The sequence below is a fragment of the Pseudocitrobacter sp. CD920760 genome, assembly GCF_057782505.1.
Genome location: NZ_CM173490.1, coordinates 4,114,227 through 4,139,335, shown reverse-complemented (window position 1 = coordinate 4,139,335; position 25,109 = coordinate 4,114,227). Strand labels below are relative to the sequence as shown.

Here is a 25,109-nt window from a genome sequence, read left to right as displayed (position 1 = left end):
AGATTAATGGCAGGGCGGAACCTGCTTTTTGTCGGGTGCGCTACGCTTACCCGACCTACAAACGGTCAAACCATCATGCCGGTGCATGGTGTCGGGTGGCGCTGCGCTTACCCGACCTACAAACGACTAAACCATCATGCCGGTGCATGGTGTCGGGTGGCGCTGCGCTTACCCGACCTACAAACGACCAAACCATCATGCCGGTGCATGGTGTCGGGTGGCGCTACGCTTACCCGGCCTACAAACGATTAAACCATCATGCCGGTGCATGGTGTCGGGTGGCGCTGCGCTTACCCGTAGGCCGGGCAAGCGCAGCGCCACCGGCACAAAGCGGGCACTCAGCAAATCCGCGGCAGCGGCTCTGCGTGCGGAAGATCGAGCGTGCGTTTCACGCCGTACAGCCCGGCGACGCGCACGCCACTGCGTTCGGTGACTTCACCAATAATCGCCGCATCGCGCCCCAAAGGATGCGCACGCAACGCTTCCAGCACGGCATCCGCCGCGTCGCGTGCCACGCCGATCACCAGTTTGCCTTCGTTGGCAAAGTTAAGCGCATCCAGCCCCAGCAGTTCACATACGCCACGTACCGCCTCTTTCAGCGGCAGTTTTTGCTCGTACAGTTCAATACCGAAACCGCTGGTGGCGGCATACTCATGCGCCACGGCGTTCACGCCGCCACGGGTGGCGTCGCGCAGGGCTTTCACGCCAGGAATATGACGCAGCGCCTGAATCAGCGGCGTCAGCACCGCACAGTCGCTCGCCAGTTCGCCATCCAGCCCCATCTGCTCGCGAAGGTTAAGGATAGTCGCTCCGTGGTCGCCCAGGGTGCCGCTCACCAATAATTGGTCGCCAGGCTGCAACTGCGCCGCACCCCAGTGAATATCCGCCGGAATCGCGCCCATACCCGCGGTATTGATAAACAGTTTATCCGCCGCGCCGCGCGGTACCACTTTAGTATCGCCGGTCACGATGGCGATATCCGCCGCTTTCGCCGTCGCCGCCATGCTGTTCACCACCGCTTCCAGCGTCTCCATTGGCAGGCCTTCTTCGAGGATAAAACCGCAGGAGAGAAAGCGCGGGATCGCGCCGCTGACTGCGACATCATTCGCCGTACCGCACACCGCCAGCTTGCCGATGTTGCCGCCGGGGAAGAAAAGCGGGTCGATAACGTAACTGTCGGTGGAGAAGGCTAAACGGTCGCCCTGCGCGGTCAGCGTTGCCAGCGACAAACGCGCCTGATCTTCCTGCTCCGCCAGCCACGGGTTGGCGAATGCCTGCATAAACAGGTCGCCAATCAACTGCTGCATTGCCTGGCCGCCACTGCCGTGAGCGAGCTGAATACTTTTCATGCTTCTGATTCCTGACTGCGATATTGATACCAGGCCGCGCAGGCTCCCTCGGAGGAAACCATCAGTGCGCCGAAGGCACTTTGTGGATTACAGGTGTTGCCGAAAAGCGGGCATTGATGCGGTTTGCAGCGCCCGGTTAACACGTCGCCGCAGCGCGCGCGTGGGTCATCGCTGACATTTTGCGGCGCAGGTTTGAAGTGCGCTTCTGCATCAAATGATTGATATTTTTCGGTTAACTGCACGCCAGAGTCATTGATAAGCCCCAGACCGCGCCATTCGCTGTCGCCTTTCACGCTAAACACGTCGGCGATAGCCACCTGCGCCAGCCGGTTGCCTTCATCGGGCACGACCCGGCGGTATTGATTCTCTACCTGAATGTTATCCGCTATTTTCTGCTCAACCAGCATGTTCACGCCTTGCAGTAGATCAATCGGTTCGAATCCAGCGACCACTAATGGACGATGAAAATCGCTGGCGATAAATCCATAAGCGTCGGTGCCGATGACCATACTGACGTGGCCCGGCGCGAGGAACGCGTCAATGCCGTTGTCCGGTTGCTCCAGCAGGCTGCGCAACGTCGGGATGAGCGTAATGTGTTGACAGAAAAAGAAGAAATTATCGACCTGCTGGATACGCGCCTGTTGCAGCGTAATGGCGGTAGCGGGCATGGTAGTTTCGAAGCCAAGGCCAAAGAACACCACTTTGCGATCAGGGTTCTGTTTTGCCAGTTTCAACGCATCCATCGGCGAATAGATAATGCGCACGTCCGCGCCGCGCGATTTCGCCTGCATCAGCGAGCCATTTTTCCCCGGCACGCGCATCGCATCGCCAAAGGTGCAGAAAATCACTTCCGGATGGCTGGCGATTTCGATACAGCTATCGATGCGCCCCATCGGCAGTACGCACACCGGGCAGCCCGGCCCGTGGATGAACTCAATGTTATCCGGCAGAAGCTGGTCGAGGCCAAACTTAAAAATGGCGTGGGTATGACCGCCGCACACTTCCATGATGCGCAACGGGCGCGCGGCGGTGTAGTTCAGCAGCGCCGCGCGGGATTTCAGATGCGCGATAAGCTGCATCACCTGCTCAGGGGCGCGATATTCATCAACGAAACGCATCAGTGCTCCTCGCCATACAGCAGCGCGCCGACGTCCGGCTCGACTTCAAACATATTGTGCAGCGCCGCGAGGGTGTCGCGGGCTTCTTCTTCGTTAATGATGCTCATCGCGAAGCCGACGTGCACCAGCACCCACTGGCCGATACGCGACTGGCCCTGTTCATCCACCGCGCCAACCAGCGTCAGGTCAACGTCGCGCTTTACGCCGCTGACTTCCACTTTCGCCTGGACGCCATCAATGGCGCAGATTTGCCCCGGAATGCCTATGCACATCGCTGTGCCTCCAGCCAGTTTAGCCAGGTGTCCATGCCTTCGCCGCTGGTGGCGGAGATCAGCAGAACTTCAATATTCGGATTCACTTCACGGGCGTAAGCGATGCACTTCTCAACGTCGAAGTTGAGGTACGGCAGCAGGTCGACTTTATTGAGCAGCATGATAGATGCGGCGGCAAACATATGCGGATATTTGAGCGGTTTGTCTTCACCTTCGGTGACGGAGAGCACGGCGACTTTGTGCTTTTCGCCGAGATCAAAACTTGCCGGGCACACCAGGTTGCCGACGTTTTCGATAAACAGAATGCCGTGGTTATCCAGCGGCAAACGCGGCGCGGCGTCGGCAATCATCTGCGCGTCAAGGTGACAACCTTTACCCGTGTTAACCTGAATGGCTGGTGTACCGGTGGCGCGAATCCGCGCGGCATCGTTCACCGTTTGCTGATCGCCTTCAATAACCGCGCAAGGCACCTTGTCTTTCAGGCGCATTAACGTTTCGGTGAGCAGGGTGGTTTTACCGGATCCGGGGCTGGACACCAGATTCAGTACTAACAGTTCGCGGGCGGCGAAGCGCGCGCGGTTGCGCGCGGCGAGCTGGTTGTTTTTATCCAGCACGTCAATTTCGACTTCCAGCATGCGACGCTGGCTCATGCCCGGCGCGTGGGTTCCCGCTTTGCCGTGACCGTAATGCAGGTCGCCGTTGTCGGCGCGCGTCGGTTCAAATTCCTGGGTTTTCACGCCCGTAATGGTCATTGCTGGCCGTGCAGCAGAGGCGAAAGGCGCACTGCGAAACGGCGAGTGCGGGTTATGTTCGTCTCCCTCTATATAGAGGTTACCTTCTCCACAACCACAGGTGGTACACATAGTTTACTCCTGATCTATTTCAATTCGCTGAATCTGTAAACCGTCATCCGCCACAATGTGCAGGTCGTTACTTTGGCATTGCGGGCAGCGGCGCACGTGAACGGAGAGTAACTGAACATATTGCTGGCACTTTTCGCACCAGCACTCCGCCTCTTGTTCTTCGACGTGTAATTTACATCCTTCAGCTAACGTGCCGCGGCATACCAGATCAAAACAAAAGGTCATTGCGCTGGTTTCGACGCAGGAAAATGCGCCAACTTTGAGCCAGACCCCGGTTACGCGTTTTGCGCCGTGCTGGGTGGCCTGCTGTTCGACGATTTCCAGCGCCCGCTGGCAGAGCGTAATTTCGTGCATAACGCCTCCGACATTTCATTGACCCGATTAATGCAATAACGATGCCAGAGATGAAATCTGATGCATTTGTACTGTCGATGACAGTGTCAAACTGACGAAATGACATGTCACTCCTTGCTGTCAGAATGTGTAAAACCCATATTTTTCAACAGCATAAAAACTGGCATGGAACGTGCTTATCAGGGTGAGTCTCTATCAACCGGGTAACCTGACATGACCATTTGGGAAATTAGCGAAAAAGCTGACTTCATTGCCGATCGACACCATCGCCAACAGGAACAGTGGCGTATTTACTGCAACTCGCTGGTTCAGGGGATCACGCTTTCCAAAGCGCGCCTGCATCATGCGGTGAATTGCGCGCCGGATAAGGATCTCAGCTTTGTGCTGTTCGAACACTTTGTGCTTTCCGTGAGCCTGGTCGGCGGCTTCAACAGCCACACCATCGAATACACCGTCGAAACGCGCGACGGAGAAGACAAAAAATGTATTGCCCGCGCGGAGTTAAACGCCGACGGCACCGTGGATAACGGCGTCAAATGCCGCGACCGCGAGCAGGTGCTGGAACACTATCTGGAAAAAATCGCCCCGGTTTACGACGCCCTGTATGCCGCGCTGGAAAGCGACAGCCCGGTGACGTTCAACCCGCTGGCGCAAAGCGTGAATACGGCCAAAGTAGCCTGAAGTACCGGTGTGTCGACAGGTGTCGAAATGACACCTGCTCTGCATGATTTCGTCAAAAATGACTGTCACCTGAGGAAGACCTGGTGAACCGTTTTGTAATTGCTGACTCAAGCGTCTGTATTGGCTGCCGCACCTGCGAAGCCGCCTGTTCCGAGACGCATCGCCATCATGGATTGCAGTCCATGCCGCGTCTGCGCGTGATGCGCAATGAAAAAGAATCTGCCCCGCAGATGTGCCACCACTGTGAAGACGCGCCGTGCGCCACCGTTTGCCCGGTGAACGCTATCAACCGCGTTGACGGTGCGGTACAGCTCAATGAAAGCCTGTGCGTAAGCTGCAAACTGTGCGGCATCGCCTGCCCGTTTGGTGCCATTGAATTCTCCGGCAGCCGTCCGCTGGATATTCCGGCCAATGCCAATACGCCGAAAGCACTGCCCGCGCCGCCTGCGCCTGCACGTGTGAGCACGCTGCTGGACTGGGTGCCGGGCGTTCGCGCCATCGCCGTGAAGTGCGATTTGTGCGACTTCGACGAAGAAGGCCCGGCCTGTGTACGCACCTGCCCAACTAAAGCGCTGCATCTGGTCAATAACATGGATATTGCTCGCGTCAGCAAACGCAAACGCGAACTGACCTTTAATACCGACTTAGGCGATCTGTCGCTGTTGCAGAGCATGCAGGAAGGAGAGGCGAAATGAGCGTGATGTCGTTAATTGATAGTGCGGTCGCCTGGTTTGCGGCGGCGGCGGTGCTCGCTTTTCTGCTGTCGTTCAATAAACCGCTGAGCGGCTGGGTTGCCGGTATTGGCGGCGCGGTCGGCAGTGTCTGCACGGCGCTGGCGGGTTTTGGGGTATTAACGCATGCGCAGCCCATTGCCGGGGTACTCCCGCTGGTGGGTCATCGCGTGCTGGCCACTCCGCTGAATTCCATCTGGCTGATTGCTTTTGGCCTGTGTGGTCTGTTTATCAGCCTGTTTAACATTACCTGGCATCGTCATCCGCAGGCGAAAGCCAATGGCTGGCTGATGAACATTCTGCTGGCGGCGGCGGTATGCGCTACGCTTGCAGATAACCTGGGTTCGATGGTTGTCATGGCGGAAATCATGGCGCTGTGCGGCGCGTTCCTGACCGGCTGCGCCACCTCCGGCAAACTGTGGTTTGCGTTGGGTCGCCTGGGCACAATTCTGCTGGCGGTCGCCTGCTGGCTGCTGTGGCAACGCTACGGCTCGCTGGAGCTTTCCGTCCTGAATCAACGGACGCTGCTTCTGCCGCTCGGATCTGATATTTGGGTTCTGAGCGTGCTGGGCTTCGGCCTGCTGGCGGGGATTATTCCGCTGCACGGTTGGGTTCCGCAGGCGCATGCCAATGCCAGCGCACCGGCTGCGGCGCTGTTCTCCGCCGTGGTGATGAAAGTGGGTTTACTCGGCATTCTGACCGTCTCGCTGATTGGCGTGAATCAACCGCTGTGGTGGGGGATTGCCCTGCTGGTGCTGGGAATGATCACCGCGTTTGTCGGCGGTCTTTATGCGCTGATGGAACACAATATTCAGCGTCTGCTGGCGTACCACACGCTGGAAAATATCGGCATCATTCTGCTCGGCCTTGGCGCTGGCGTAACCGGTATTGCGCTGCAACAGCCGGTTCTGGTGGCGCTGGGCTTAACCGGTGGTCTCTATCACCTGGTGAACCACAGCCTGTTTAAAACCACGCTGTTTCTCGGCGCAGGCGCGGTGTGGTATCGCACCGGGCATCGCGATATCGAAAAACTGGGCGGCATCGGCAAAAAAATGCCGGTTATCTCCATTGCTATGCTGGTTGGCCTGATGGCGATGGCTGCGCTGCCGCCGCTGAACGGCTTCGCAGGCGAATGGGTTATCTATCAATCCTTCTTCAAACTGAGCACCAGCGACCTGTTTATTGGTCGTCTGTTAGGGCCGCTGCTGGCGGTGGGCCTCGCCATTACCGGCGCGCTGGCGGTGATGTGTATGGCGAAAGTCTATGGCGTCACCTTCCTTGGCGCACCGCGTACGAAAGAGGCGGAAAACGCCTGCTGTGCGCCGCTGCTGATGGGCGTGAGCACCGTGGCGATGGCGCTGCTGTGCGTCGTGGGTGGCGTTGCGGCACCCTGGCTGCTGCCGCTGCTGACCTCCGCCGTGCCGCTGCCGTTGCAGACCGCGAGCACCGTGGTGTCTCAGCCGATGATCACCTTACTGCTGATTGCCTGCCCGCTGCTGCCGTTCATCATCATGACAATCTTCAAAGGCGACCGCCTGCCGAACCGTTCACGCGGCGCGGCGTGGGTGTGTGGCTATGACCATGAGCAATCAATGGTCGTCACCGCGCACGGTTTTGCCATGCCGGTGAAAGAAGTCTTTGCCGTGGTGCTGAAACTGCGCGACTGGCTGAACCCGGTGCGTCTGGTGCCAGGCTGGCAGAACGCCAGTGCGCCAGCGTTGCTGCGCGGTGTGGCGCTCGTTGAGCTTGCCGTGCTGGTGGTGATTGTGATTTCGCGAGGAGCCTGAGAATGACCGTTTTCTTTGCATTACTGCAGGCGCTGGTGCTGTTTGCCGCCGCGCCGCTGCTGTCCGGCATTACCCGCGTGGCCCGCGCGCGTATGCATAACCGCCGTGGGCCGGGGGTGTTGCAGGAGTATCGCGACATTATCAAACTGCTGGGCCGCCAGAGTGTCGGGCCGGATGCATCTGGTTGGGTCTTCCGCCTGACGCCGTTTGTGATGGTCGGCGTGATGCTCACCATTGCGACCGCGCTGCCGGTGGTAACAGTAGGGTCTTTGATGCCGTCTCTGGGCGATCTCATCACCCTGATTTATCTGTTCGCCATTGCCCGTTTCTTCTTTGCCATCGCCGGGCTGGATACCGGTAGCCCGTTTACCGCCATCGGCGCAAGCCGTGAAGCGATGCTGGGCGTGCTGGTGGAGCCGATTCTGCTGCTCGGCCTGTGGGTGGCCGCGCTGGTGGCGGGGTCTACGCACATCAGCAATATCGCGAACACCGTTTATCACTGGCCTGTTTCTCACTCCCTGCCGCTGCTGCTGGCCCTTTGCGCCTGCGCGTTCGCCACCTTTATCGAAATGGGCAAACTGCCGTTCGACCTGGCTGAAGCAGAGCAGGAGTTGCAGGAAGGCCCGCTGTCTGAGTACAGCGGCAGTGGCTTCGGCATCCTGAAATGGGGCATCAGCCTGAAACAACTGGTGGTGCTGCAAATGTTCGTCGGAGTCTTCATTCCGTGGGGCCAGATGACCAGCTTCAGCGTTGGCGGCCTTGTGCTGGCGCTGGTGGCTGCGGTCGTCAAACTGGTGGTCGGCGTTCTGGTGATTGCCCTGTTCGAAAACAGCATGGCGCGTCTGCGTTTTTGTGCCACGTCTCGCGTCACCTGGGCGGGTTTTGGTTTTGCGTTTTTAGCTTTCGTCTCCTTGCTGGCGGCGTGATTAAGAGAGTTTGAGCATGTCTGAAGAAAAAATCGGTCAACATTACCTCGCCGCACTGCATCAGGCCTTTCCGGGCGTGGTGCTGGATGAAGCCTGGCAGACGAAAGATCAGCTCACTATTACGGTGAAGGTGAACTACCTGCCGGAAGTGGTGGAGTTTCTTTACTACAAACAGGGCGGCTGGCTGTCGGTGCTGTTCGGCAACGATGAACGCAAGCTGAACGGCCACTACGCGGTCTATTACGTGCTCTCCATGGAGCAGGGCACGAAATGCTGGGTAACGGTGCGCGTCGAAGTGGACGCCAACACGCTGGAATATCCGTCCGTGACGCCGCGCGTGCCTGCCGCGGTGTGGGGCGAGCGCGAAGTGCGCGACATGTACGGTTTGATTCCGGTTGGTTTACCGGATGAGCGTCGTCTGGTTCTGCCGGATGACTGGCCGGACGAACTTTATCCGCTGCGTAAAGACAGCATGGATTACCGTCAGCGCCCGGCACCGACCACCGATGCCGAAACCTACGAGTTCATCAACGAACTGGGCAGCAAAAAGAACAACGTGGTGCCGATTGGCCCGTTGCACGTTACCTCTGATGAACCGGGTCACTTCCGTCTGTTTGTTGACGGTGAAAATATTATCGACGCCGATTACCGTCTGTTCTACGTCCACCGTGGCATGGAAAAACTGGCGGAAACCCGTATGGGCTACAACGAAGTCACTTTCTTGTCGGATCGCGTCTGCGGTATCTGCGGCTTCGCCCACAGTACGGCGTACACCACCTCCGTTGAGAATGCGATGGGCATCGTGGTGCCGGAACGTGCGCAGATGATCCGCGCCATTTTGCTGGAGGTGGAACGCCTGCACTCGCACCTGCTGAACCTCGGCCTGGCCTGCCACTTCACCGGGTTTGACTCCGGCTTTATGCAGTTCTTCCGCGTGCGTGAAACCTCCATGAAAATGGCGGAAATCCTCACCGGGGCGCGTAAAACCTACGGTCTGAACCTGATTGGCGGTATTCGTCGCGACCTGCTGAAAGATGACATGATCCAGACCCGCCAACTGGCGCAGCAGATGCGCCGCGATGTTCAGGAGCTGGTAGACGTGCTGCTCAGTACGCCGAACATGGAACAGCGCACCGTCGGCATTGGTCGTCTTGACCCGGAAATCGCCCGCGACTTCAGTAACGTCGGCCCGATGGTTCGCGCCAGCGGCCACGCGCGCGACACCCGCGCCGATCACCCGTTTGTCGGTTATGGCCTGCTGCCGATGGAAGTCCACAGCGAGCAGGGCTGTGATGTGATTTCGCGCCTGAAAGTGCGTATCAACGAAGTCTTTACCGCGCTGAATATGATTGATTTCGGCCTCGATAATCTGCCTGGCGGCCCGCTGGCGGTGGAAGGCTTTACCTACATTCCGCATCGCTTCGCCCTTGGCTTTGCCGAAGCGCCGCGCGGCGATGATATCCACTGGAGCATGACCGGCGACAACCAGAAACTCTACCGCTGGCGCTGCCGTGCGGCGACCTATGCGAACTGGCCGACCCTGCGCTACATGCTGCGCGGCAACACCGTTTCCGATGCGCCGCTGATTATCGGTAGCCTCGACCCTTGCTACTCCTGTACCGACCGCATGACTGTGGTTGATGTGCGTAAGAAGAAAAGCAAAGTGGTGCCGTACAAAGAACTTGAGCGCTACAGCATCGAGCGTAAAAACTCGCCGCTGAAATAAGGAATCGCCATGTTTACCTTTATCAAAAAAGTGATCAAAACCGGTACGACCACCGCGTCGTATCCGCTGGAGCCGCTGCCGGTTGATAAAAACTTCCGTGGCAAACCGGAACATAATCCGCAGCAGTGCGTAGGCTGTGCGGCCTGCGTGAACGCGTGCCCGTCTAACGCGCTGACCGTGGAAACGGATTTAGCCACCAACCAACTGGCGTGGCAATTCAACCTGGGTCGCTGCATTTTCTGCGGCCGCTGTGAAGAAGTGTGCCCAACGGCGGCGATTAAACTGTCGCAGGAGTACGAACTGGCGGTGTGGAAAAAAGAGGACTTCTTACAGCAGTCTCGCTTTGACATCTGTAACTGCCGCGTTTGTCAGCGTCCGTTCGCGGTGCAAAAAGAGATCGACTACGCCATTGCTATCCTCAAGCACAACGGCGACAGCCGCGCGGAAAAACATCGCGAAAGCTTCGAAACCTGCCCGGAATGCAAACGCCAGAAATGCCTGGTGCCGTCCGACCGTATTGAACTGACTCGCCATATGAAAGAGGCCATCTGATGAGTGCTTTACTAGGCCCACGTGATGATAACGGCATGCCGGTGCCGATGACGGTGGAAGAGTCCATCGCCAGCATGAAAACGGCGTTACTGAAAAACATCAAACGTTCCGCGTATGTTTACCGCGTGGACTGCGGCGGCTGTAATGGCTGCGAAATCGAGATTTTCGCCACGCTTTCGCCGCTGTTTGATGCTGAACGCTTCGGCATTAAAGTTGTGCCGTCGCCGCGTCATGCGGACATCCTGCTGTTCACTGGCGCAGTCACCCGCGCCATGCGTTCCCCGGCGCTGCGTGCCTGGCAATCGGCGCCGGACCCGAAAATCTGTATCTCTTACGGCGCCTGCGGCAACAGCGGCGGCATCTTCCACGACCTGTACTGCGTCTGGGGCGGCACCGACAAAATCGTGCCGGTGGATGTTTACATCCCAGGCTGCCCGCCGACGCCTGCCGCCACGCTGTATGGCTTTGCAATGGCGCTCGGCCTGCTGGAGCAGAAAATCCACGCCCGCGCGCCGGGTGAACTGGACGCACAACCGGCAGAACTGCTGCACCCGGATATGAACCAGCCGCTGCGCGTTCGCGTTGACCGCGCCGCGCGCCGTCTGGCGGGCTATCGCTATGGCCGCCAGATTGCAGACGATTATCTGCGTCTGCTGGGGCAGGGCGATCACCAGGTTCAGCGCTGGCTGGAAGCCGAAAGCGATCCCCGTCTGACCGAAATCGTCGGCCAGCTTAATCACGTTGTTGAAGAGGCGCGTATCCGATGAGCGAAACGGTGGTGTTCAGTCAACTGAGCCGTAAATTTATTGATGAGAACGATGCGACGCCGTCTGAGGCGCAGCAGGTTGTCTATTACAGCCTGGCGATTGGCCACCACCTCGGGGTGATCGACTGCCTCGAAGCCGCGCTGACCTGCCCGTGGGATCAATACCTGGCATGGATTGCTACGCTGGAAGAGGGCAGCGTCGCGCGGCGCAAAATGGAAGGCGTGCCGAAGTACGGTGAAATCGTTATCGACAGTAATCACGTCTCTATGCTCGCGAACGCGTTTGATAAAGCGCGTGCGGGGCAAACAGCGCAGCAGAAGGAATGGAGCGAAGCGATGCTCGGTATGCTGCACGCGATTTATCAGGAAAGTGCGATTTATTTGATGGTCCGGAGGCTTCGTGACTGACGTATTACTTTGCGTGGGCAACAGCATGATGGGCGACGATGGCGCAGGCCCGTTGCTCGCCGAAATGTGCGCCGCCGCGCCGAAAGGCAACTGGGTGGTGATTGACGGCGGCAGCGCGCCGGAAAACGACGTCTTCGCCATCCGCGAACTGCACCCGGAACGTCTGCTGATTGTCGATGCCACCGACATGGGGCTTAACCCTGGCGAGATCCGTATTATCGACCCGGACGACATCGCCGAGATGTTTATGATGACCACCCATAATATGCCGCTGAACTATTTGGTCGAACAGCTCAAAGAAGATGTCGGCGAGGTGATTTTCCTCGGCATTCAGCCGGATATTGTCGGTTTCTATTACCCGATGACCCAGGCGATTAAAGACGCGGTTGAGGTGGTTTATCAGCGGCTTGAAGGTTGGGAATGTAACGGCGGGTTTGCGCAGTTAGAGGCTGAGGAGTAACCATGCCGGATGGCGGCTACGCCTTATCCGGCCTACCAATCTATGCAATACCGTAGGCCGGATAAGCGTTAGCGCCATCCGGCACTGCTGTTACCTTCCATTCTCCCAGTTTCTGGTAATTACCCCCTTGTGTCAGCAATAAAAATCGCACGATTTCAGTGTGACTTTGTGTTACTCAGAATATATGCTGAGTGAGACTTTGTTGCACTCATCGGAGGGAATATGCCGTTAACAAAACTCAGGCAGCAGGGCGGGGCGGTCGTGGTAACTATCCCCGGCGAAATTGCATCGTTAATGGGCTGGGTCGTTGGCACGATGCTCAATGTAAAGGCGCACGGCGATACGGTCAGCATCACGCCTGCAAAGCGTCGGGCCAGAGGGCGTCGCTCGGTTGCTGAAATTCTGGGTGGCATCGATGAAAACGAAATTGCCAGCCTCAACCAGTCATTAGCCGATGATTTAGCTGATACTCCGAAGGGTAAGGAGAAAATTTAATGGCGCAGGGGAAGCGGATTCCGGCAAAGGGAGAAATCTGGCATGTTAACGGCGACCCGGTAGAGGGGCATGAATTTAAAGGTGCACACTACTATCTGGTTCTTTCAGAAAAAAAACTGGTCGCCGCTTTAGGTACGGCGGTATGCCTGCCGATTACCAGCGGTGGTGGTCTGGCACGCTCGAAAGCGGTAACGGTCTGGCTGGATGGTGATAGTACGGATAGCGGAAAAATCACCGGGGTGGTTTTGTGTTATCAGCTTCGCGCCCTCGATTTGCTGGAGCGTCAAGCACGCTATGCCGCAACCGTTTCACCCAGGGTGATGGATGAAATTCTCGGCATGGTCGTGGATTTGATTGATCCGCAGTAGCCGGATGGTGTCTTCACCTTATCCGGATTACAAACGGGGTTTCTCCCTCTCCCGGTGGGAGAGGGCCGGGGTGAGGGGTTATCCCAAATCTTCCCCGTTACTCGCAATCACCTTCTTATACCACCAGAACGATTTTTTGCGCGTGCGGGCCAGCGTGCCGTTGCCTGCGTCATCGCGGTCGACATAGACAAAACCATACCGTTTGCTCATCTCGCCCGTCGAGGCCGCCACCAGGTCGATACAGCCCCAACTGGTGTAGCCGATCACCGGAATGCCGTCGCCAATTGCCTCGCCCATCGCGCGGATATGTTCGCGCAGATAGCTGATGCGATAGTCGTCGTTAATCTCACCCTGCGCGTTCACTTCGTCCTTCGCACCCAGCCCGTTTTCCACTAAAAACAGCGGCTTCTGGTAGCGGTCGTACATCATGTTCATGGTGATGCGCAGCCCCAGCGGGTCGATGCCCCAGCCCCATTCGCTGGCCTGGATGTGCGGGTTTTTCAGCGATTTCACAATGTTCGCCGCGTTGGTGTTATTGGCGTTCATCTCGGCAGATGCGCAGCGAGACGCGTAGTAGCTGAACGACACGAAATCGACGGTATTTTTCAGGATCTCGTCATCGCCCTCGGCTTTCTCAATCACCACGCCTTTTTCGCGGAATACGCGGGCGGAGTAAGAGGGATACGCGCCACGCGCCTGCACATCGATAAAGAACAGGTTTTCGCGGTCTTTCTCCAGCGCCATCCACACATCTTCCGGCTTGCAGGAGTAAGGGTAGAAATTGCCGCCCGCCAGCATGCAGCCAACCTGGTTTTGCGGGTTAACCTCGTGGGCGATTTTGGTGGCCAGCGCGCTGGCAATAAGCTCATGGTGCGCCGCCTGATACTTCACCTGATCCTGATTTTCACCGTCTTCAAACACCAGCCCGGCACCGGAGAAGGGGCTGTGCAGCATGATGTTGATTTCATTGAAGGTGAGCCAGTATTTTACCAGCCCGTCAAACGCTTCAAAGCAGGTGCGCGCGTAGCGAGTGAAGAACTCGACCATTTTGCGGTTGCGCCACGAGCCGTACTCTGTCACCAGATGCATTGGCACATCGAAGTGGCATAACGTGACCAGCGGTTCGATGCCGTACTTTTTACACTCTTCAAATACCGCGCGGTAAAACGCAATGCCTTCCGCGTTCGGCGTCAGCTCATCGCCGTTGGGGTAAAGACGCGCCCAGGCAATGGAGGTGCGAAACACGGTAAAGCCCATTTCCGCCATCAGGGCGATATCTTCTTTGTAGCGATGATAAAAATCGGTCGCCTGATGGCTGGGGTAAAACTCATCGTCACGCAGGCTAAAGCGTTTTTCCAGTCCCAGCTTAACCGGCAGGCGATTTGCGCCATGCGGGATCATATCGACCGTGGTCAGGCCTTTACCGCCTTCAAGATAAGCCCCTTCGCACTGGTTGGCGGCCAGTGCGCCGCCCCATAAAAATCCTTCTGGAAATGTCGACATGCGTTTCCTCATTAAATGTTTTGTTAATCAAACAGTTGCTGGCACTGCGGCCTGACGCGTGCGGGCATCGGCGGCAGCTTCTTCGACCGGGATATCTTCAAAGCCCAGGATCAGCGTCAAAATAAAGGAGAGCACCACCGCCAGCGCCATCACGCCAAAGACCCACACAATGGTCATCGGATTTGCTGGGTCAAAGAACTGCACGCTGGTGAACAGGCCGGGAGCCGCCATCGAGTGACTGGCAAGCCCGGCAATACCTGCAACGGCACCGCAGATAAAGCCGCTGATCAGGCTGGCGATTAACGGGCGTTTCAGCCTGACCGCCACGCCGTACAGCGCCGGTTCAGAGATACCCGCCAGAATTGCCGAGGCCGCCGCAGCCAGCGCCGTCTGGCGCAGTTCCGGGTTTTTGGTTTTCCACGCCACCGCCAGCGATGAGCCGCCCAGTGACAGGTTCGCGCCAATTTCCGACGGCATTACCATGCCCTCTTTACCCGTTTCGGCGATGGTTTGAATAATGGTGGGCGTAAAGACGCGGTGCATCCCGGTCATTACCAGCAGCGGCCACAGCGCGCCCATAATGGCGACCGACAGCCAGCCGAGATAGCCGTGAATAGTGTAAACCAGCGCAGAAATGCCGCTGCCGATCCAGATTCCAATCGGGCCGATGAGCAGGATCGCCAGCGGGGCGGCAATCAGCACAATCAGCATCGGCTTAAGGAAGTTTTTCGTTACCGCCGGGGTGATGCGATCCACCCAGCGTTCGATGTACGACAGGCACCAGGTCATCACCAGCGCCGGAATAACCGTATAGGTATATTTCACCGCCGTGACCGGCACGAAGGCAAATTCCACGTACTCGCCCTGCGCGGCTTTCGCCATCAGTTCGATAAAGCTCGGGTGCACCAGCACGCCCGCAATGGCGATGGCCAGCGACATGTTGGTTTTGAATTTCACGGCGGCAGAGGCGGCAACCATCAGCGGCAGGAAGAAGAATGCCCCGTCGCCAATCACCGTCAGGATAGTCAACGTCGGTGCGCCTTTGGTGAGCACGCCGGACATTTCGAGGATCATCGCCAGCAGCTTGACCATCGATCCGCCGATTATCGCCGGGATCAACGGCGACATGGTGCCGATCAACGCATCAAGGATCCCCGCGCCGATGCGCTTCAGCGTTATCTTCGGTTTCCCCTGCGGTACGGCAGGCTGCAACTCCCCCGGTAGCAGACTCACCACTTCCCGATATGCCTGGGAAACGGTGTTGCCGATGATCACCTGGCACTGGTTAACGCTGCGCACCACGCCGAGCACGCCGCTCAGGCTTTTCAGCGCGGGGCTATCCACCCGTGAATCGTCTTTCAACACGAAGCGCAGACGCGTCATGCAGTGGGTCACTGCGCTGATGTTGCTGACGCCGCCGAGTAAATCGACGATGGACTTCGCCAGCGCCGCGTAGTTTTTGGACATCGGATTCTATCCTGTTTTTATCTGTAGGGGACTCACCGCCTGGGCGATGAAACGTTGCATAGGAAACCGGTTCCACAAAATCATGAAGAGTTTCATAATCTATGGCAAGAGAGTAAAAATTCATTTTTTAAATTTGTGATGGCGATCGCCGTGTATGGCAAAAGCTGAAAAAGGGCAGTGTCTGAAGTACACTGCGCCCATCATTTTTGACGAGGGAAGCGAAATGGCGACGATGCTGGAGGTGGCAAAGCTGGCTGGCGTGTCGAAAGCGACGGTCTCACGCGTACTGACCGGCAACGGCTATGTGGGTCAGGAGACCAAAGACCGGGTCTGGCAGGCGATTGAAGAGTGCGGCTATCGGCCTAATCTGCTGGCGCGCAATCTGGCGACCAAACGCACGCAAACGCTGGGGCTGGTTGTCACCAATACCCTGTATCACGGCGTCTATTTCAGCGAGCTGCTGTTTCACGCCGCGCGGATGACGGAAAACCAGGGCCGCCAGTTGATCCTCGCCGACGGTAAACACAGCGCGGAAGAGGAGCGGGCGGCGATTCAGTATCTGCTCGATATGCGCTGCGACGGCATCATCATCTACCCGCGTTTTCTCAGCGTTGACGAAATCGACGAGCTGATTCAGCAGCATGAACAGCCGGTGCTGGTGCTCAACCGTCGCCTGCGCCGTAACCTCAGCCACTGTGTGTACTGCGACCAGGCGCGTACCAGCCAGAATGCGGTGGAGAAGCTGATTGCACAGGGGCATCGCGATATCGCATTTATCACCGGTTCGCTTGATTCGCCAACCGGCATTGAACGCTTGTCGGGCTACAAAGCCGCTTTAGCTGAACACCATATTCCATTGCGTGATGCGCTGATTGTCGAAGGGAAATGGACGCCAGCGACCGGTCTGGCGGGTGTTGATATACTGCTTGAGCGCGGCGTTAACTTTAGCGCGCTGGTCGCCAGCAACGATGACATGGCCATCGGGGCGATGAAACAGCTTCAGTCGCGCGGCCTGCGCGTGCCGGAGCAGGTCTCCGTCGTCGGTTTTGATGATATCGCCCTTGCGCCGTACATGCTGCCATCGCTCTCCAGCGTTAAAATCCCGGTGACAGAGATGATTCAGGAGATTATCCATCGCCTGATTTTCATGCTCGACGGCGGCGAATTCAAACCACAACCTTCCTTCCTCGGCGAGCTTATCGCACGCGATTCCCTCGGCACAGGCCCGCAGGGTTAATCTCGTCACCTGTCATCGTCACTCGTGACGATGACAGGGTTAGACACAGCGCTTCAAATAAAAAATCCTTAATAAACAGCGTAATAAAAGTTGGCGCGAATAATGCATTCTCCGGCTCATTCATTGTCATTGCTGGAGAATTTGATGAACCGTTTCATCATTGCAGATGCGAGTAAATGTATAGGCTGCCGGACATGCGAAGTGGCATGCGTGGTCAGCCACCAGGCCGAACAGGATTGCGCCGCGCTGACGCCGGAATCTTTCCTGCCGCGAATTCACGTCATTAAAGGCGTGAACGTCTCTACCGCGACCGCGTGCCGACAGTGCGAAGACGCGCCGTGCGCGAACGTCTGCCCGAACGGCGCGATTCGCCGCGAAAAAGGTTTTGTGCATGTGATGCAGGAACGCTGCATCGGCTGCAAAACCTGCGTCGTGGCCTGCCCGTATGGCGCGATGGAAGTGGTCGTGCGCCCGGTTGTCCGCAACAGCGGCGCGGGTCTCAACGTGCGTGCCGAAAAAGCCGAAGCCAACAAATGCGACCTTTGCTTCCACCGCGAGCAAGGCCCGGCCTGTATGGAAGCCTGCCCGACGCACGCTATTTTCTGCGTTGACCGCGACAAGCTTGAGCAAATCAGCGCCGAAAAACGTCGCCGCGCTGCGCTCGATACATCTATTTCCCTGTCGTTTTAATGATCCTCCGTTTCACTTTTAACAGGTCTGTTACTGATGAAAAAAATTACAAGTGTTTGTCCGTATTGTGGTGCTGGCTGCAAACTGAAGCTGGTTGTCGATAACAATAAAATCATCCGCGCGGAAGCTGCCGACGGGAAAACTAACCAGCATGAACTGTGCCTGAAAGGCTATTACGGCTGGGATTTCCTGAACGACACCAAACTGCTGACGCCGCGCCTGACGCAGCCGATGATCCGCTATGAAAAAGGCGGCAAGCTGACGCCAGTGAGCTGGGATGAAGCCATCAGCTATACGGCAAAACGCTTAGGCGAGATCAAAGCGAAATTCGGTCCGCGCGCCATTATGACCACCGGGTCATCGCGCGGTACCGGGAATGAAACCAACTATGTGATGCAAAAATTTGCGCGCGGCGTACTGAATACCAATAACGTCGATTGCTGCGCGCGCGTCTGCCACGGTCCTTCTGTCGCAGGCTTGCAGGAAGCGCTCGGCAACGGCGCGATGAGTAACTCCATCGAAGACATTGAAAACTCAAGCTGTCTGCTGGTCTTTGGCTACAACTGCGCCGATTCGCACCCTATCGTGGCGCGTCGCGTAATCAAAGCCAAAGAGAAAGGCGCGAAAATTATCGTCTGCGACCCGCGTCGCATTGAAACCGCGCGTATCGCCGATCAACATCTGCAAATCAAAAACGGCTGCAACATGGCGCTGGTGAATGCGTTTTCCCATGTGCTGCTGGAAGAAAATCTCTACGACAAAGAATATGTTGCGCGCTACACCACCGGCATCGACGAGCTGCGTGAAATCGTGAAAGATTATGCGCCGGAAGCGGTGGAAGCGCTGACCGGCGTGACGGCGCAACAAATTCGTCAGGCGATGCGTACCTACGCGGCGGCACCAAGCGCCACCATTATGTGGGGCATGGGCGTCACTCAGTTTGGTCAGGCCGTGGATGTGGTCAAAGGGTTGGCAACGCTTGCGCTGCTCACCGGTAATCTGGGACGTGAACATGTCGGCGTCGGCCCGGTGCGTGGTCAGAACAATGTGCAGGGCGCGTGCGACATGGGGGTGATCCCCAACCAGTTCCCCGGTTATCAGGACGTGGTCGATGCCGACGTGCGGGCGAAATTCGCCAAAGCATGGGGTATTGACGCCAGCCTGATGGACGACAAAGTGGGCGTGCGCATTACTGAAGTGCCGCATCTGGCGCTGGAAGGGAAGGTGAAAGCCTACTACATCATGGGTGAAGATCCGCTGCAAACCGAAGCCGACTTAGGCCTGGTGCGCAAAGGGTTCGAAGCGCTTGATTTCGTGGTGGTGCAGGACATCTTTATGACCAAAACCGCCGAGCAGGCCGATGTGCTGCTGCCCGCCACTTCCTGGGGCGAACACGGTGGCGTCTTCACCTGTGCCGACCGTGGCTTCCAGCGTTTCGAAAAAGCCATCGAACCAAAATACAACGTCAAACGCGACTGGGAAATTATCAGCCTGATTGCCCAGAAAATGGGCTACCCGATGCATTACGACAATAACCAGCAAATCTGGGACGAAATGCGTGAGCTTTGCCCGCTCTTCTTTGGCGTGACTTACGATAAAATGGGCGACATGGGGCACGTTCAGTGGCCGTGTCCGACGCTTGATCACCCAGGCACGCCGTATCTTTACGCAGGCAATCAGTTCGATACCCCGGATGGCAAAGGGCATCTGTTTGCTGCACCGTGGCGTGCGCCAGCCGAATGCCCGGATGATCAATATCCGCTGGTACTGTGCACCGTGCGTGAAGTGGGGCACTACTCCTGCCGTTCGATGACCGGTAACTGTGCGGCGCTGCAATCGCTGGCCGATGAACCTGGCTTTGTGCAGATTAACCCGCAGGATGCGCAGAAGCTGGGCGTCAAAGACAAACAACTGGTGTGGGTGGCGTCGCGTCGCGGTAAAGTGATCACGCGCGCCAACGTCAACGAGCGTATCAATCACGGCAGTGTCTATATGACCTACCAGTGGTGGATTGGCGCCTGTAACGAACTGACCCAGGACAACCTCGATCCCATCTCTAAAACGCCGGAAACCAAGTACTGTGCGGTGAATATCAGTGCGATTGAGGATCAAAACTGGGCGGAAAACTACGCGCTGGAAAGCTACCAGTCGATGAAATCCCGCCTGCGCGAGGCGGTAGCAGGGTAATGAATGACGATAACGCATAACGGCGTCGAAATCCGCATTCGCGGTAAAGTACAGGGGGTGGGCTTCCGCCCCTTTGTCTGGCAACTGGCTCAGCAGCAGGCGCGCGTGGGCGATGTCTGCAACGACGGTGCGGGGGTGCTCGTTCGTTTGCTGGGTGAAGAAGCGGATTTCCTTGCCGCGCTTCATCAACACTGCCCGCCGCTGGCGCGCATTGATGAGACGCAGGTGCAGCCTTATGTGTGGCAGAACGTGCCTGACGATTTCGTGATCCGCGAAAGCGGCGCGGGGGCGATGAGCACGCAGATTGTCCCGGATGCGGCAACCTGCCCGGCGTGTCTTGCGGAGATGAATGACCCGCAGGAGCGCCGTTATCGTTATCCCTTTATCAACTGTACCCACTGTGGCCCACGTTTCACCATTATCAACGCCATGCCGTACGACCGTCCGCTGACGGTGATGGCGGCGTTTCCGCTGTGCTCTGCCTGCGAGGCGGAGTACCGCAATCCTTACGATCGTCGCTTTCACGCCCAGCCGGTGGCCTGCGCCGAGTGCGGCCCGTGGCTGTCGTGGTATGCCGGGGGCGAACCGCTGCATCACGAGGCGGCGCTACAGGCGGCGATTGCGCTTCTCACGTCGGGCGGTATTGTGGCGATCAAGGGGCTGGGTGGTTTTCATCTGGCCTGTGATGCGGGTAATGCCCGCGCGGTGGCGACACTGCGCGCCCGCAAACATCGCCCGGCGAAACCACTGGCTGTGATGATCCCCACTACGACGAATCTCCCCGATGACGCCAGCCGATTAATGCGCACGCCCGCAGCACCGATTGTGCTGGTGGATAAATCCTGCGTCAGCGGCTTGTGTGATGACATTGCGCCGGGGCTGGCGGAAGTGGGCGTCATGCTCCCGGCTAACCCAATTCAGCATTTGCTGATGCAGGCGTTGAATCGCCCGTTGGTGATGACATCCGGGAATCTTAGCGGTAAACCGCCCGCGCTGACCAATGCGCTGGCACTGGCGGATCTCGCGGATATTGCCGACGGATTTTTGCTGCATAATCGCGATATTGTGCAGCGGATGGATGACTCGGTGGTGCGGCAAAATGGCGAAATGCTGCGTCGATCGCGCGGCTATGTACCGGACGCCATTCCACTGCCGCCGGGTTTTCACGATATTCCGCCGATGCTTTGCCTGGGGGCAGATCTCAAAAATACCTTCTGCCTGGTACGCGGCGAGCAGGCGGTGTTGAGCCAGCATTTTGGCGATCTCACTGATGAAGGTGTCGAGGCGCAATGGCAGCAGTCGTTGCGTTTGATGCAGGCTATCTACGATTTTACCCCGCAGGCGGTGGTGGCGGATGCGCATCCTGGCTACCACTCCTCGCAGTGGGCCGCCGCCCGCGATTTACCCCATCAAACGGTGCTCCATCACCACGCGCATATTGCCGCGTGCCTGGCGGAACACAACTGGCCGCTGGACGGTGGTGATGTAATCGCGCTGGCGCTGGACGGCATTGGCATGGGGGAAGAGGGCGCGTTGTGGGGCGGTGAATGTCTGCGGGTGAACTACCGCGAGTGTGAACATCTTGGCGGCCTGCCTGCGGTAGCGTTGCCGGGGGGCGACCTTGCGGCACGTCAGCCGTGGCGTAACCTGCTGGCGCACTGTCTGGCGTTTGTGCCGGAGTGGGAAAGTTATCCGGCAACCGCCACCGTGCGCGAGCAAAACTGGCCGCTGCTGGCGCGGGCGATTGAGCGCGGTATTAATGCGCCACGTGCGTCATCGTGCGGGCGATTGTTTGATGCGGTGGCTTGTGCGCTGGGTTGTGCGCCGCTGACGTTGAGTTATGAAGGTGAGGCGGCCTGTCGCCTGGAAGCGCTGGCGGCGACGTGTGATGGCGTTGAACATCCGCTGCAAAGTGAGTCGTTTGACCTTGTTGAATTCTGGTCGAGTTGGTTAGCCTGGCAGGCCAGTCCGGCGGAGAAAGCGTGGGCGTTTCACGATGCGCTGGCGCAGGGGCTGGGCGGTATGATGCGTCGCGAAGCACAGGCGCGGGGTATCCCGACGCTGGTATTTGGTGGCGGTGTGCTGCATAACGCGCTGCTGCGTGCGCGCTTGCAGCACCATCTGGCTGATTTTACGCTGTTTTTCCCTCACAGTTTGCCCGCAGGAGATGGGGCGATTGCGTTCGGGCAGGCGGTGGTGGCCGCGGCCCGCTACGCGTGATGCCGGATGGTTTGGGCTTGCCTGATGGTGCAAATAGGTAGGTCGGGTAAGGCGTAGCCGCCACCCGACAATAATGTGCGCACGGAGCCAAAAAAAAGCCCCGGTGACCGGGGCAAAAATCAGACGCGATACGTCCATGTATCCGAGGTTAAGAAGGGCTCTGCAAAATTCGCGAGCAAGGTTAAGTTCAGCAATGGCGTAGCAAATCAGCTCGGCAATAACTTCAACAGGCTAAATGCCTCCTTCATTCTCTCTTCACTGACCACAAAGGCGCGAAGCTGCTGGTTGTCATCATAGCCCTGGGCAAGCATGCCCTGCGCGCTGGTGGCGATGGTCCAGTCCAGATCCTGACGGCGCGTTTCCCCCGCCAGATGCAGCGGCAGATCCGGCGTTTTCACCTTCACCAGCATATGCGGCAGTTTCAGCTCGCCGCTCTGGCCGAGCAGGTTCTTCGCCAGACACATCGCACTTAACAGAATCGGTTGCAGGAAGGGCAGCACGGCTCCGTTGATTTCCGCGCAGTCGCCCAACGCGTAGATATCCGGGTTACTGGTCTGCATCGCGCTGTTGACCTTCACGCCGCGATTGATCTCCACTCCCGCGTGACGGGCCAGCGCGGTTTCCGGGCGCAAGCCGGTGGCGGCGACGACCGCATCCACTTCAATCTGACGATTGCGGTCAAACTGCGCCACAATCCCGGTGGCGGTTTGCTCAAGCGACTGTAACTGGGTTTTCAGCAGCAGATGCACGCCCATGTCGGTCAGACGATGTTGCAGACGGCTGCTCACTTCCGGCGGCATCAGTGACGCCAGAATGCAGGCGGAGTTATCCACCACTGTCACCGCTTTACCAGCGCGACTGAAGTCCATCGCCAGCTCGCTGCCAATCAGCCCGCCGCCGATAATCAGTACACGCTGCGCATCACGCAGGATACTCTGCGCGGCCCCGAATTCCTGCTGGCTGTTGAGGGTCAGCATCAGCTCTTTTCCGGGAACCGGCGGTACGATGGTTGATGCGCCTGTCGCCAGCACCAGTTTGTCGTAGCGCCACTCTCTGTCCTGACTTTTCACCACTTTGGCCCGTGCGTCGATGTCGCTTACCCAAGTTTGTGGAAAGAGATTCAGATTGTACTGCTCGGCAAACTCGCCCGCGGTTTGCAGCGTCAGGTCGGCGGCGGTTTGCCCCCGGCTGACGACGTGGCTGAGGTCTGGCTTGTTGTACTCATCAATACTGTCGGCGGCGATCAAGGTCAGCGGCACGGCAGCATCCTGTTTGCGAATATTTTTCACCAGTTGGCGGGCCGCGAAGCCCGACCCGATGATCACGATGCCATTATTCATTTTGCCTCCGTGGCCAGCACATCGAAGACATCTTTACCCAGTGAGCATTCCGGGCACAGGAAGTTGTCTGGCACGTCGCTCCACGGCGTGCCCGGCTGGACATCCTGGTTCGGCTCGCCTTTTGCCGGATCGTAAATCCACTGGCAGACGCTGCACTGCATGCTTGGGCCGAGGTCAGCGGCTGCCGCTGCGGCACAGGCGCATTCTTCCTGCGCGGTTGTGACTTTGGCACTCACCTCCGGCAGCGGCGCAAGCGCCCACTGGCGGGCGATTTCCCGACCGTGTTCGCGGCACACTTCCAGCGCGTCAAAGTCCGGGCGCCATTTGGCTTTCAGGCTCAGTGACATTTCAAAGCCCGCATCCTGCAAGCGGGTAGAGAGACGGTCAACCGCGCCGCCGCTCCAGCCATGTGAACCGAATGCGCTGGCGCGTTTGTTACGGAAACGCAGACCTGTCATCTCTTCGACCAGACCGGCAATTTTCGGCATCATCACGTTGTTCATGGTTGAAGTACCGACCAGCACACCTTTAGAACGGAAAACATTGGTCAGGATTTCGTTTTTATCGCTGCGGGCAACGTTGAAGATTTTCACCGCCACGCGTGGGTCAACTTCGTTGATGCCCTGAGCAATCGCGTCCGCCATCATGCGGGTGTTGTTCGACATGGTGTCGTAGAAAATAGTGATGCGGTCTTCCTGATAATCGGCCGCCCATTTCAGATACAGTTCAACGATTTGCGTCGGATTGTCACGCCATACCACACCGTGGGAGGTGGCAATCATATCGACCGGCAGGTTGAAGCCGAGGATCTCGGTAATTTTTGGCGTTACCAGGCGGCTAAACGGCGTCAGGATATTGGCGTAGTAGCGCTGGCACTGTTCAAACAGTTCGGTCTGATCCACTTCGTCGTTGAACAGACGTTCGTCGCAGTAGTGCTGGCCAAAGGCATCGTTACTGAACAGAACCGCGTCGCCAGTCATGTAAGTCATCATGCTGTCCGGCCAGTGCAGCATCGGGGTTTCAACGAAGATCAATTGTTTGCCGTTACCGATATCCAGGCTGTCACCGGTTTTCACCGTATGGAAATTCCATTCCGGATGGTGGTGGTGACCGTTGATGGAATCAATGGCGTTGGTGGTGCAGTAAATCGGGGTGTTCGGAATGTAAGACATCAGCTCGGTCAGCGCACCGGCGTGGTCTTCTTCCGCGTGGTTGATAATGATGTAGTCGATGTCGTTCAGGTCGATTTCGCTGCGCAGGTTCTGCACGAATTCGCGGCTGAATTTGTGGTCAACGGTGTCGATCAGGACATTTTTACCTTCACGGATCAGATAGCTGTTGTAGCTGCTACCGCGCAGCGTTTTATATTCGGTACCGTGAAAATCACGCACTTCCCAGTCACGTTGGCCAACCCAATGAATGTTATTTTTAACCAGAATAGACATAGCAACCTCAATCAAATGCAGTGTTTTTAAAAAAGATGTTTTGCTTATTGCAGGTTGCGTGCCAACTTTTTAACTTGTTGTTTTATATATTTTTAATATTTTATCGTGCATTTTTATTGTCAAAATGACTGTTATTGGTATGGTCGATATGACAATATGCATTG

The 25,109-nt window shown here is 57.4% G+C and carries 24 protein-coding genes; 15 read left to right on the top strand and 9 right to left on the bottom strand.

What is annotated here, in order from left to right; translation table 11 throughout:
- Positions 1-338: 338 nt before the first annotated feature.
- From hypE to hypA, 5 genes are read right to left on the bottom strand one after another with little or no spacing between them, the layout of a single operon-like run.
- On the bottom strand, positions 339-1,349 hold the full coding sequence (hypE, locus tag AC1MKH_RS19400; protein WP_276222543.1) for a hydrogenase expression/formation protein HypE: 1,011 nt from the start codon (positions 1,347-1,349) through the stop codon (positions 339-341).
- Positions 1,346-2,467, bottom strand: coding sequence for a hydrogenase formation protein HypD (hypD, locus tag AC1MKH_RS19395; RefSeq protein WP_276222541.1), 1,122 nt, complete (start codon positions 2,465-2,467; stop codon positions 1,346-1,348). The genes hypE and hypD overlap by 4 nt, the downstream gene beginning before the upstream one ends.
- Positions 2,467-2,739 (bottom strand): HypC/HybG/HupF family hydrogenase formation chaperone, encoded by a 273-nt coding sequence (locus tag AC1MKH_RS19390; RefSeq protein ID WP_015963272.1) that lies wholly within the window; start codon positions 2,737-2,739, stop codon positions 2,467-2,469. The genes hypD and AC1MKH_RS19390 overlap by 1 nt, the downstream gene beginning before the upstream one ends.
- The gene (gene hypB, locus AC1MKH_RS19385) at positions 2,730-3,602 is read right to left on the bottom strand and encodes a hydrogenase nickel incorporation protein HypB (RefSeq protein WP_276222538.1); all 873 of its coding nucleotides are present in this window, start codon (positions 3,600-3,602) and stop codon (positions 2,730-2,732) included. The genes AC1MKH_RS19390 and hypB overlap by 10 nt, the downstream gene beginning before the upstream one ends.
- 3 nt (positions 3,603-3,605) lie before the next feature.
- The gene (hypA, locus tag AC1MKH_RS19380; RefSeq protein WP_108476395.1) at positions 3,606-3,956 is read right to left on the bottom strand and encodes a hydrogenase maturation nickel metallochaperone HypA; all 351 of its coding nucleotides are present in this window, start codon (positions 3,954-3,956) and stop codon (positions 3,606-3,608) included.
- Positions 3,957-4,169: 213 nt separating this feature from the next.
- On the opposite strand from hypA, the gene hycA reads away from it, so the two are divergent.
- The 11 genes from hycA (at position 4,170) to AC1MKH_RS19325 (ending at position 12,856) form a co-directional block, all read left to right on the top strand.
- Positions 4,170-4,637 (top strand): formate hydrogenlyase regulator HycA, encoded by a 468-nt coding sequence (gene hycA, locus AC1MKH_RS19375; RefSeq protein WP_276222536.1) that lies wholly within the window; start codon positions 4,170-4,172, stop codon positions 4,635-4,637.
- Positions 4,638-4,720: 83 nt separating this feature from the next.
- The gene (locus tag AC1MKH_RS19370; RefSeq protein WP_276222533.1) at positions 4,721-5,332 is read left to right on the top strand and encodes a 4Fe-4S dicluster domain-containing protein; all 612 of its coding nucleotides are present in this window, start codon (positions 4,721-4,723) and stop codon (positions 5,330-5,332) included.
- Complete coding sequence (gene hycC / locus AC1MKH_RS19365) at positions 5,329-7,155, top strand: formate hydrogenlyase subunit 3 (protein WP_276222531.1); 1,827 nt, start codon at positions 5,329-5,331, stop codon at positions 7,153-7,155. The genes AC1MKH_RS19370 and hycC overlap by 4 nt, the downstream gene beginning before the upstream one ends.
- Before the next feature lie 2 nt (positions 7,156-7,157).
- Entirely contained in the window at positions 7,158-8,081 is a 924-nt protein-coding gene (locus AC1MKH_RS19360) for a respiratory chain complex I subunit 1 family protein (protein WP_276222529.1), read from the top strand.
- Between the two features lie 16 nt (positions 8,082-8,097).
- Positions 8,098-9,807: a formate hydrogenlyase subunit HycE gene (gene hycE, locus AC1MKH_RS19355; protein ID WP_231826427.1), complete on the top strand. Its 1,710-nt coding sequence runs from the start codon at positions 8,098-8,100 to the stop codon at positions 9,805-9,807.
- A 9-nt stretch (positions 9,808-9,816) separates the two neighbouring features.
- The gene (locus tag AC1MKH_RS19350) at positions 9,817-10,359 is read left to right on the top strand and encodes a formate hydrogenlyase complex iron-sulfur subunit (RefSeq protein WP_276222526.1); all 543 of its coding nucleotides are present in this window, start codon (positions 9,817-9,819) and stop codon (positions 10,357-10,359) included.
- Positions 10,359-11,126 (top strand): NADH-quinone oxidoreductase subunit B family protein, encoded by a 768-nt coding sequence (locus AC1MKH_RS19345; RefSeq protein WP_276222524.1) that lies wholly within the window; start codon positions 10,359-10,361, stop codon positions 11,124-11,126. The genes AC1MKH_RS19350 and AC1MKH_RS19345 overlap by 1 nt, the downstream gene beginning before the upstream one ends.
- Positions 11,123-11,533, top strand: coding sequence for a formate hydrogenlyase maturation HycH family protein (locus AC1MKH_RS19340; protein ID WP_231826428.1), 411 nt, complete (start codon positions 11,123-11,125; stop codon positions 11,531-11,533). The genes AC1MKH_RS19345 and AC1MKH_RS19340 overlap by 4 nt, the downstream gene beginning before the upstream one ends.
- Positions 11,526-11,993, top strand: a complete 468-nt coding sequence (hycI, locus tag AC1MKH_RS19335; protein WP_276222522.1) for a hydrogenase maturation peptidase HycI — start codon at positions 11,526-11,528, stop codon at positions 11,991-11,993. The genes AC1MKH_RS19340 and hycI overlap by 8 nt, the downstream gene beginning before the upstream one ends.
- A gap of 222 nt (positions 11,994-12,215) precedes the next feature.
- Positions 12,216-12,488, top strand: coding sequence for an AbrB/MazE/SpoVT family DNA-binding domain-containing protein (locus tag AC1MKH_RS19330; protein ID WP_276222519.1), 273 nt, complete (start codon positions 12,216-12,218; stop codon positions 12,486-12,488).
- Positions 12,488-12,856 carry a type II toxin-antitoxin system PemK/MazF family toxin gene (locus AC1MKH_RS19325; protein WP_276222517.1) on the top strand — a complete coding sequence of 123 codons (369 nt, stop codon included), beginning with the start codon at positions 12,488-12,490 and terminating at the stop codon, positions 12,854-12,856. Before AC1MKH_RS19330 ends, AC1MKH_RS19325 begins: the two co-directional genes overlap by 1 nt.
- Before the next feature lie 78 nt (positions 12,857-12,934).
- Here the strand turns inward: AC1MKH_RS19325 and AC1MKH_RS19320 are convergent, their stop codons facing one another.
- Positions 12,935-14,359, bottom strand: a complete 1,425-nt coding sequence (locus AC1MKH_RS19320) for a 6-phospho-beta-glucosidase (protein WP_276222514.1) — start codon at positions 14,357-14,359, stop codon at positions 12,935-12,937.
- Between the two features lie 27 nt (positions 14,360-14,386).
- Positions 14,387-15,826 carry a PTS cellobiose/arbutin/salicin transporter subunit IIBC gene (gene ascF / locus AC1MKH_RS19315; RefSeq protein WP_276222512.1) on the bottom strand — a complete coding sequence of 480 codons (1,440 nt, stop codon included), beginning with the start codon at positions 15,824-15,826 and terminating at the stop codon, positions 14,387-14,389.
- Between the two features lie 223 nt (positions 15,827-16,049).
- On the opposite strand from ascF, the gene AC1MKH_RS19310 reads away from it, so the two are divergent.
- From AC1MKH_RS19310 to hypF, 4 genes are all read left to right on the top strand, one after another.
- Positions 16,050-17,063: a LacI family DNA-binding transcriptional regulator gene (locus AC1MKH_RS19310; protein WP_276222595.1), complete on the top strand. Its 1,014-nt coding sequence runs from the start codon at positions 16,050-16,052 to the stop codon at positions 17,061-17,063.
- Between the two features lie 144 nt (positions 17,064-17,207).
- Positions 17,208-17,753 carry an electron transport protein HydN gene (hydN, locus tag AC1MKH_RS19305; protein WP_015963289.1) on the top strand — a complete coding sequence of 182 codons (546 nt, stop codon included), beginning with the start codon at positions 17,208-17,210 and terminating at the stop codon, positions 17,751-17,753.
- Positions 17,754-17,789: 36 nt separating this feature from the next.
- Positions 17,790-19,940: a formate dehydrogenase subunit alpha gene (gene fdhF / locus AC1MKH_RS19300; protein ID WP_276222508.1), complete on the top strand. Its 2,151-nt coding sequence runs from the start codon at positions 17,790-17,792 to the stop codon at positions 19,938-19,940.
- Positions 19,941-19,943: 3 nt separating this feature from the next.
- On the top strand, positions 19,944-22,160 hold the full coding sequence (gene hypF, locus AC1MKH_RS19295) for a carbamoyltransferase HypF (protein WP_276222506.1): 2,217 nt from the start codon (positions 19,944-19,946) through the stop codon (positions 22,158-22,160).
- A 206-nt stretch (positions 22,161-22,366) separates the two neighbouring features.
- Here hypF and norW read toward each other — a convergent pair whose 3' ends face one another.
- Both norW and norV read right to left on the bottom strand, forming a co-directional pair.
- The gene (norW, locus tag AC1MKH_RS19290) at positions 22,367-23,500 is read right to left on the bottom strand and encodes an NADH:flavorubredoxin reductase NorW (protein WP_276222504.1); all 1,134 of its coding nucleotides are present in this window, start codon (positions 23,498-23,500) and stop codon (positions 22,367-22,369) included.
- Positions 23,497-24,945, bottom strand: coding sequence for an anaerobic nitric oxide reductase flavorubredoxin (norV, locus tag AC1MKH_RS19285; RefSeq protein ID WP_149463445.1), 1,449 nt, complete (start codon positions 24,943-24,945; stop codon positions 23,497-23,499). The genes norW and norV overlap by 4 nt, the downstream gene beginning before the upstream one ends.
- Positions 24,946-25,109 lie beyond the last annotated feature (164 nt).

What these genes read in the sequence shown, in the direction of transcription:
- hypE (WP_276222543.1), bottom strand. Translation starts at nt 1,349, where the DNA reads ATGAAAAGTATTCAGCTCGCTCACGGCAGTGGCGGCCAGGCAATGCAG.
- hypD (WP_276222541.1), bottom strand. Translation starts at nt 2,467, where the DNA reads ATGCGTTTCGTTGATGAATATCGCGCCCCTGAGCAGGTGATGCAGCTT.
- AC1MKH_RS19390 (WP_015963272.1), bottom strand. Translation starts at nt 2,739, where the DNA reads ATGTGCATAGGCATTCCGGGGCAAATCTGCGCCATTGATGGCGTCCAG.
- hypB (WP_276222538.1), bottom strand. Translation starts at nt 3,602, where the DNA reads ATGTGTACCACCTGTGGTTGTGGAGAAGGTAACCTCTATATAGAGGGA.
- hypA (WP_108476395.1), bottom strand. Translation starts at nt 3,956, where the DNA reads ATGCACGAAATTACGCTCTGCCAGCGGGCGCTGGAAATCGTCGAACAG.
- hycA (WP_276222536.1), top strand. Translation starts at nt 4,170, where the DNA reads ATGACCATTTGGGAAATTAGCGAAAAAGCTGACTTCATTGCCGATCGA.
- hycC (WP_276222531.1), top strand. Translation starts at nt 5,329, where the DNA reads ATGAGCGTGATGTCGTTAATTGATAGTGCGGTCGCCTGGTTTGCGGCG.
- AC1MKH_RS19360 (WP_276222529.1), top strand. Translation starts at nt 7,158, where the DNA reads ATGACCGTTTTCTTTGCATTACTGCAGGCGCTGGTGCTGTTTGCCGCC.
- hycE (WP_231826427.1), top strand. Translation starts at nt 8,098, where the DNA reads ATGTCTGAAGAAAAAATCGGTCAACATTACCTCGCCGCACTGCATCAG.
- AC1MKH_RS19350 (WP_276222526.1), top strand. Translation starts at nt 9,817, where the DNA reads ATGTTTACCTTTATCAAAAAAGTGATCAAAACCGGTACGACCACCGCG.
- AC1MKH_RS19345 (WP_276222524.1), top strand. Translation starts at nt 10,359, where the DNA reads ATGAGTGCTTTACTAGGCCCACGTGATGATAACGGCATGCCGGTGCCG.
- AC1MKH_RS19340 (WP_231826428.1), top strand. Translation starts at nt 11,123, where the DNA reads ATGAGCGAAACGGTGGTGTTCAGTCAACTGAGCCGTAAATTTATTGAT.
- AC1MKH_RS19330 (WP_276222519.1), top strand. Translation starts at nt 12,216, where the DNA reads ATGCCGTTAACAAAACTCAGGCAGCAGGGCGGGGCGGTCGTGGTAACT.
- AC1MKH_RS19325 (WP_276222517.1), top strand. Translation starts at nt 12,488, where the DNA reads ATGGCGCAGGGGAAGCGGATTCCGGCAAAGGGAGAAATCTGGCATGTT.
- AC1MKH_RS19320 (WP_276222514.1), bottom strand. Translation starts at nt 14,359, where the DNA reads ATGTCGACATTTCCAGAAGGATTTTTATGGGGCGGCGCACTGGCCGCC.
- ascF (WP_276222512.1), bottom strand. Translation starts at nt 15,826, where the DNA reads ATGTCCAAAAACTACGCGGCGCTGGCGAAGTCCATCGTCGATTTACTC.
- AC1MKH_RS19310 (WP_276222595.1), top strand. Translation starts at nt 16,050, where the DNA reads ATGGCGACGATGCTGGAGGTGGCAAAGCTGGCTGGCGTGTCGAAAGCG.
- hydN (WP_015963289.1), top strand. Translation starts at nt 17,208, where the DNA reads ATGAACCGTTTCATCATTGCAGATGCGAGTAAATGTATAGGCTGCCGG.
- fdhF (WP_276222508.1), top strand. Translation starts at nt 17,790, where the DNA reads ATGAAAAAAATTACAAGTGTTTGTCCGTATTGTGGTGCTGGCTGCAAA.
- hypF (WP_276222506.1), top strand. Translation starts at nt 19,944, where the DNA reads ATGACGATAACGCATAACGGCGTCGAAATCCGCATTCGCGGTAAAGTA.
- norW (WP_276222504.1), bottom strand. Translation starts at nt 23,500, where the DNA reads ATGAATAATGGCATCGTGATCATCGGGTCGGGCTTCGCGGCCCGCCAA.
- norV (WP_149463445.1), bottom strand. Translation starts at nt 24,945, where the DNA reads ATGTCTATTCTGGTTAAAAATAACATTCATTGGGTTGGCCAACGTGAC.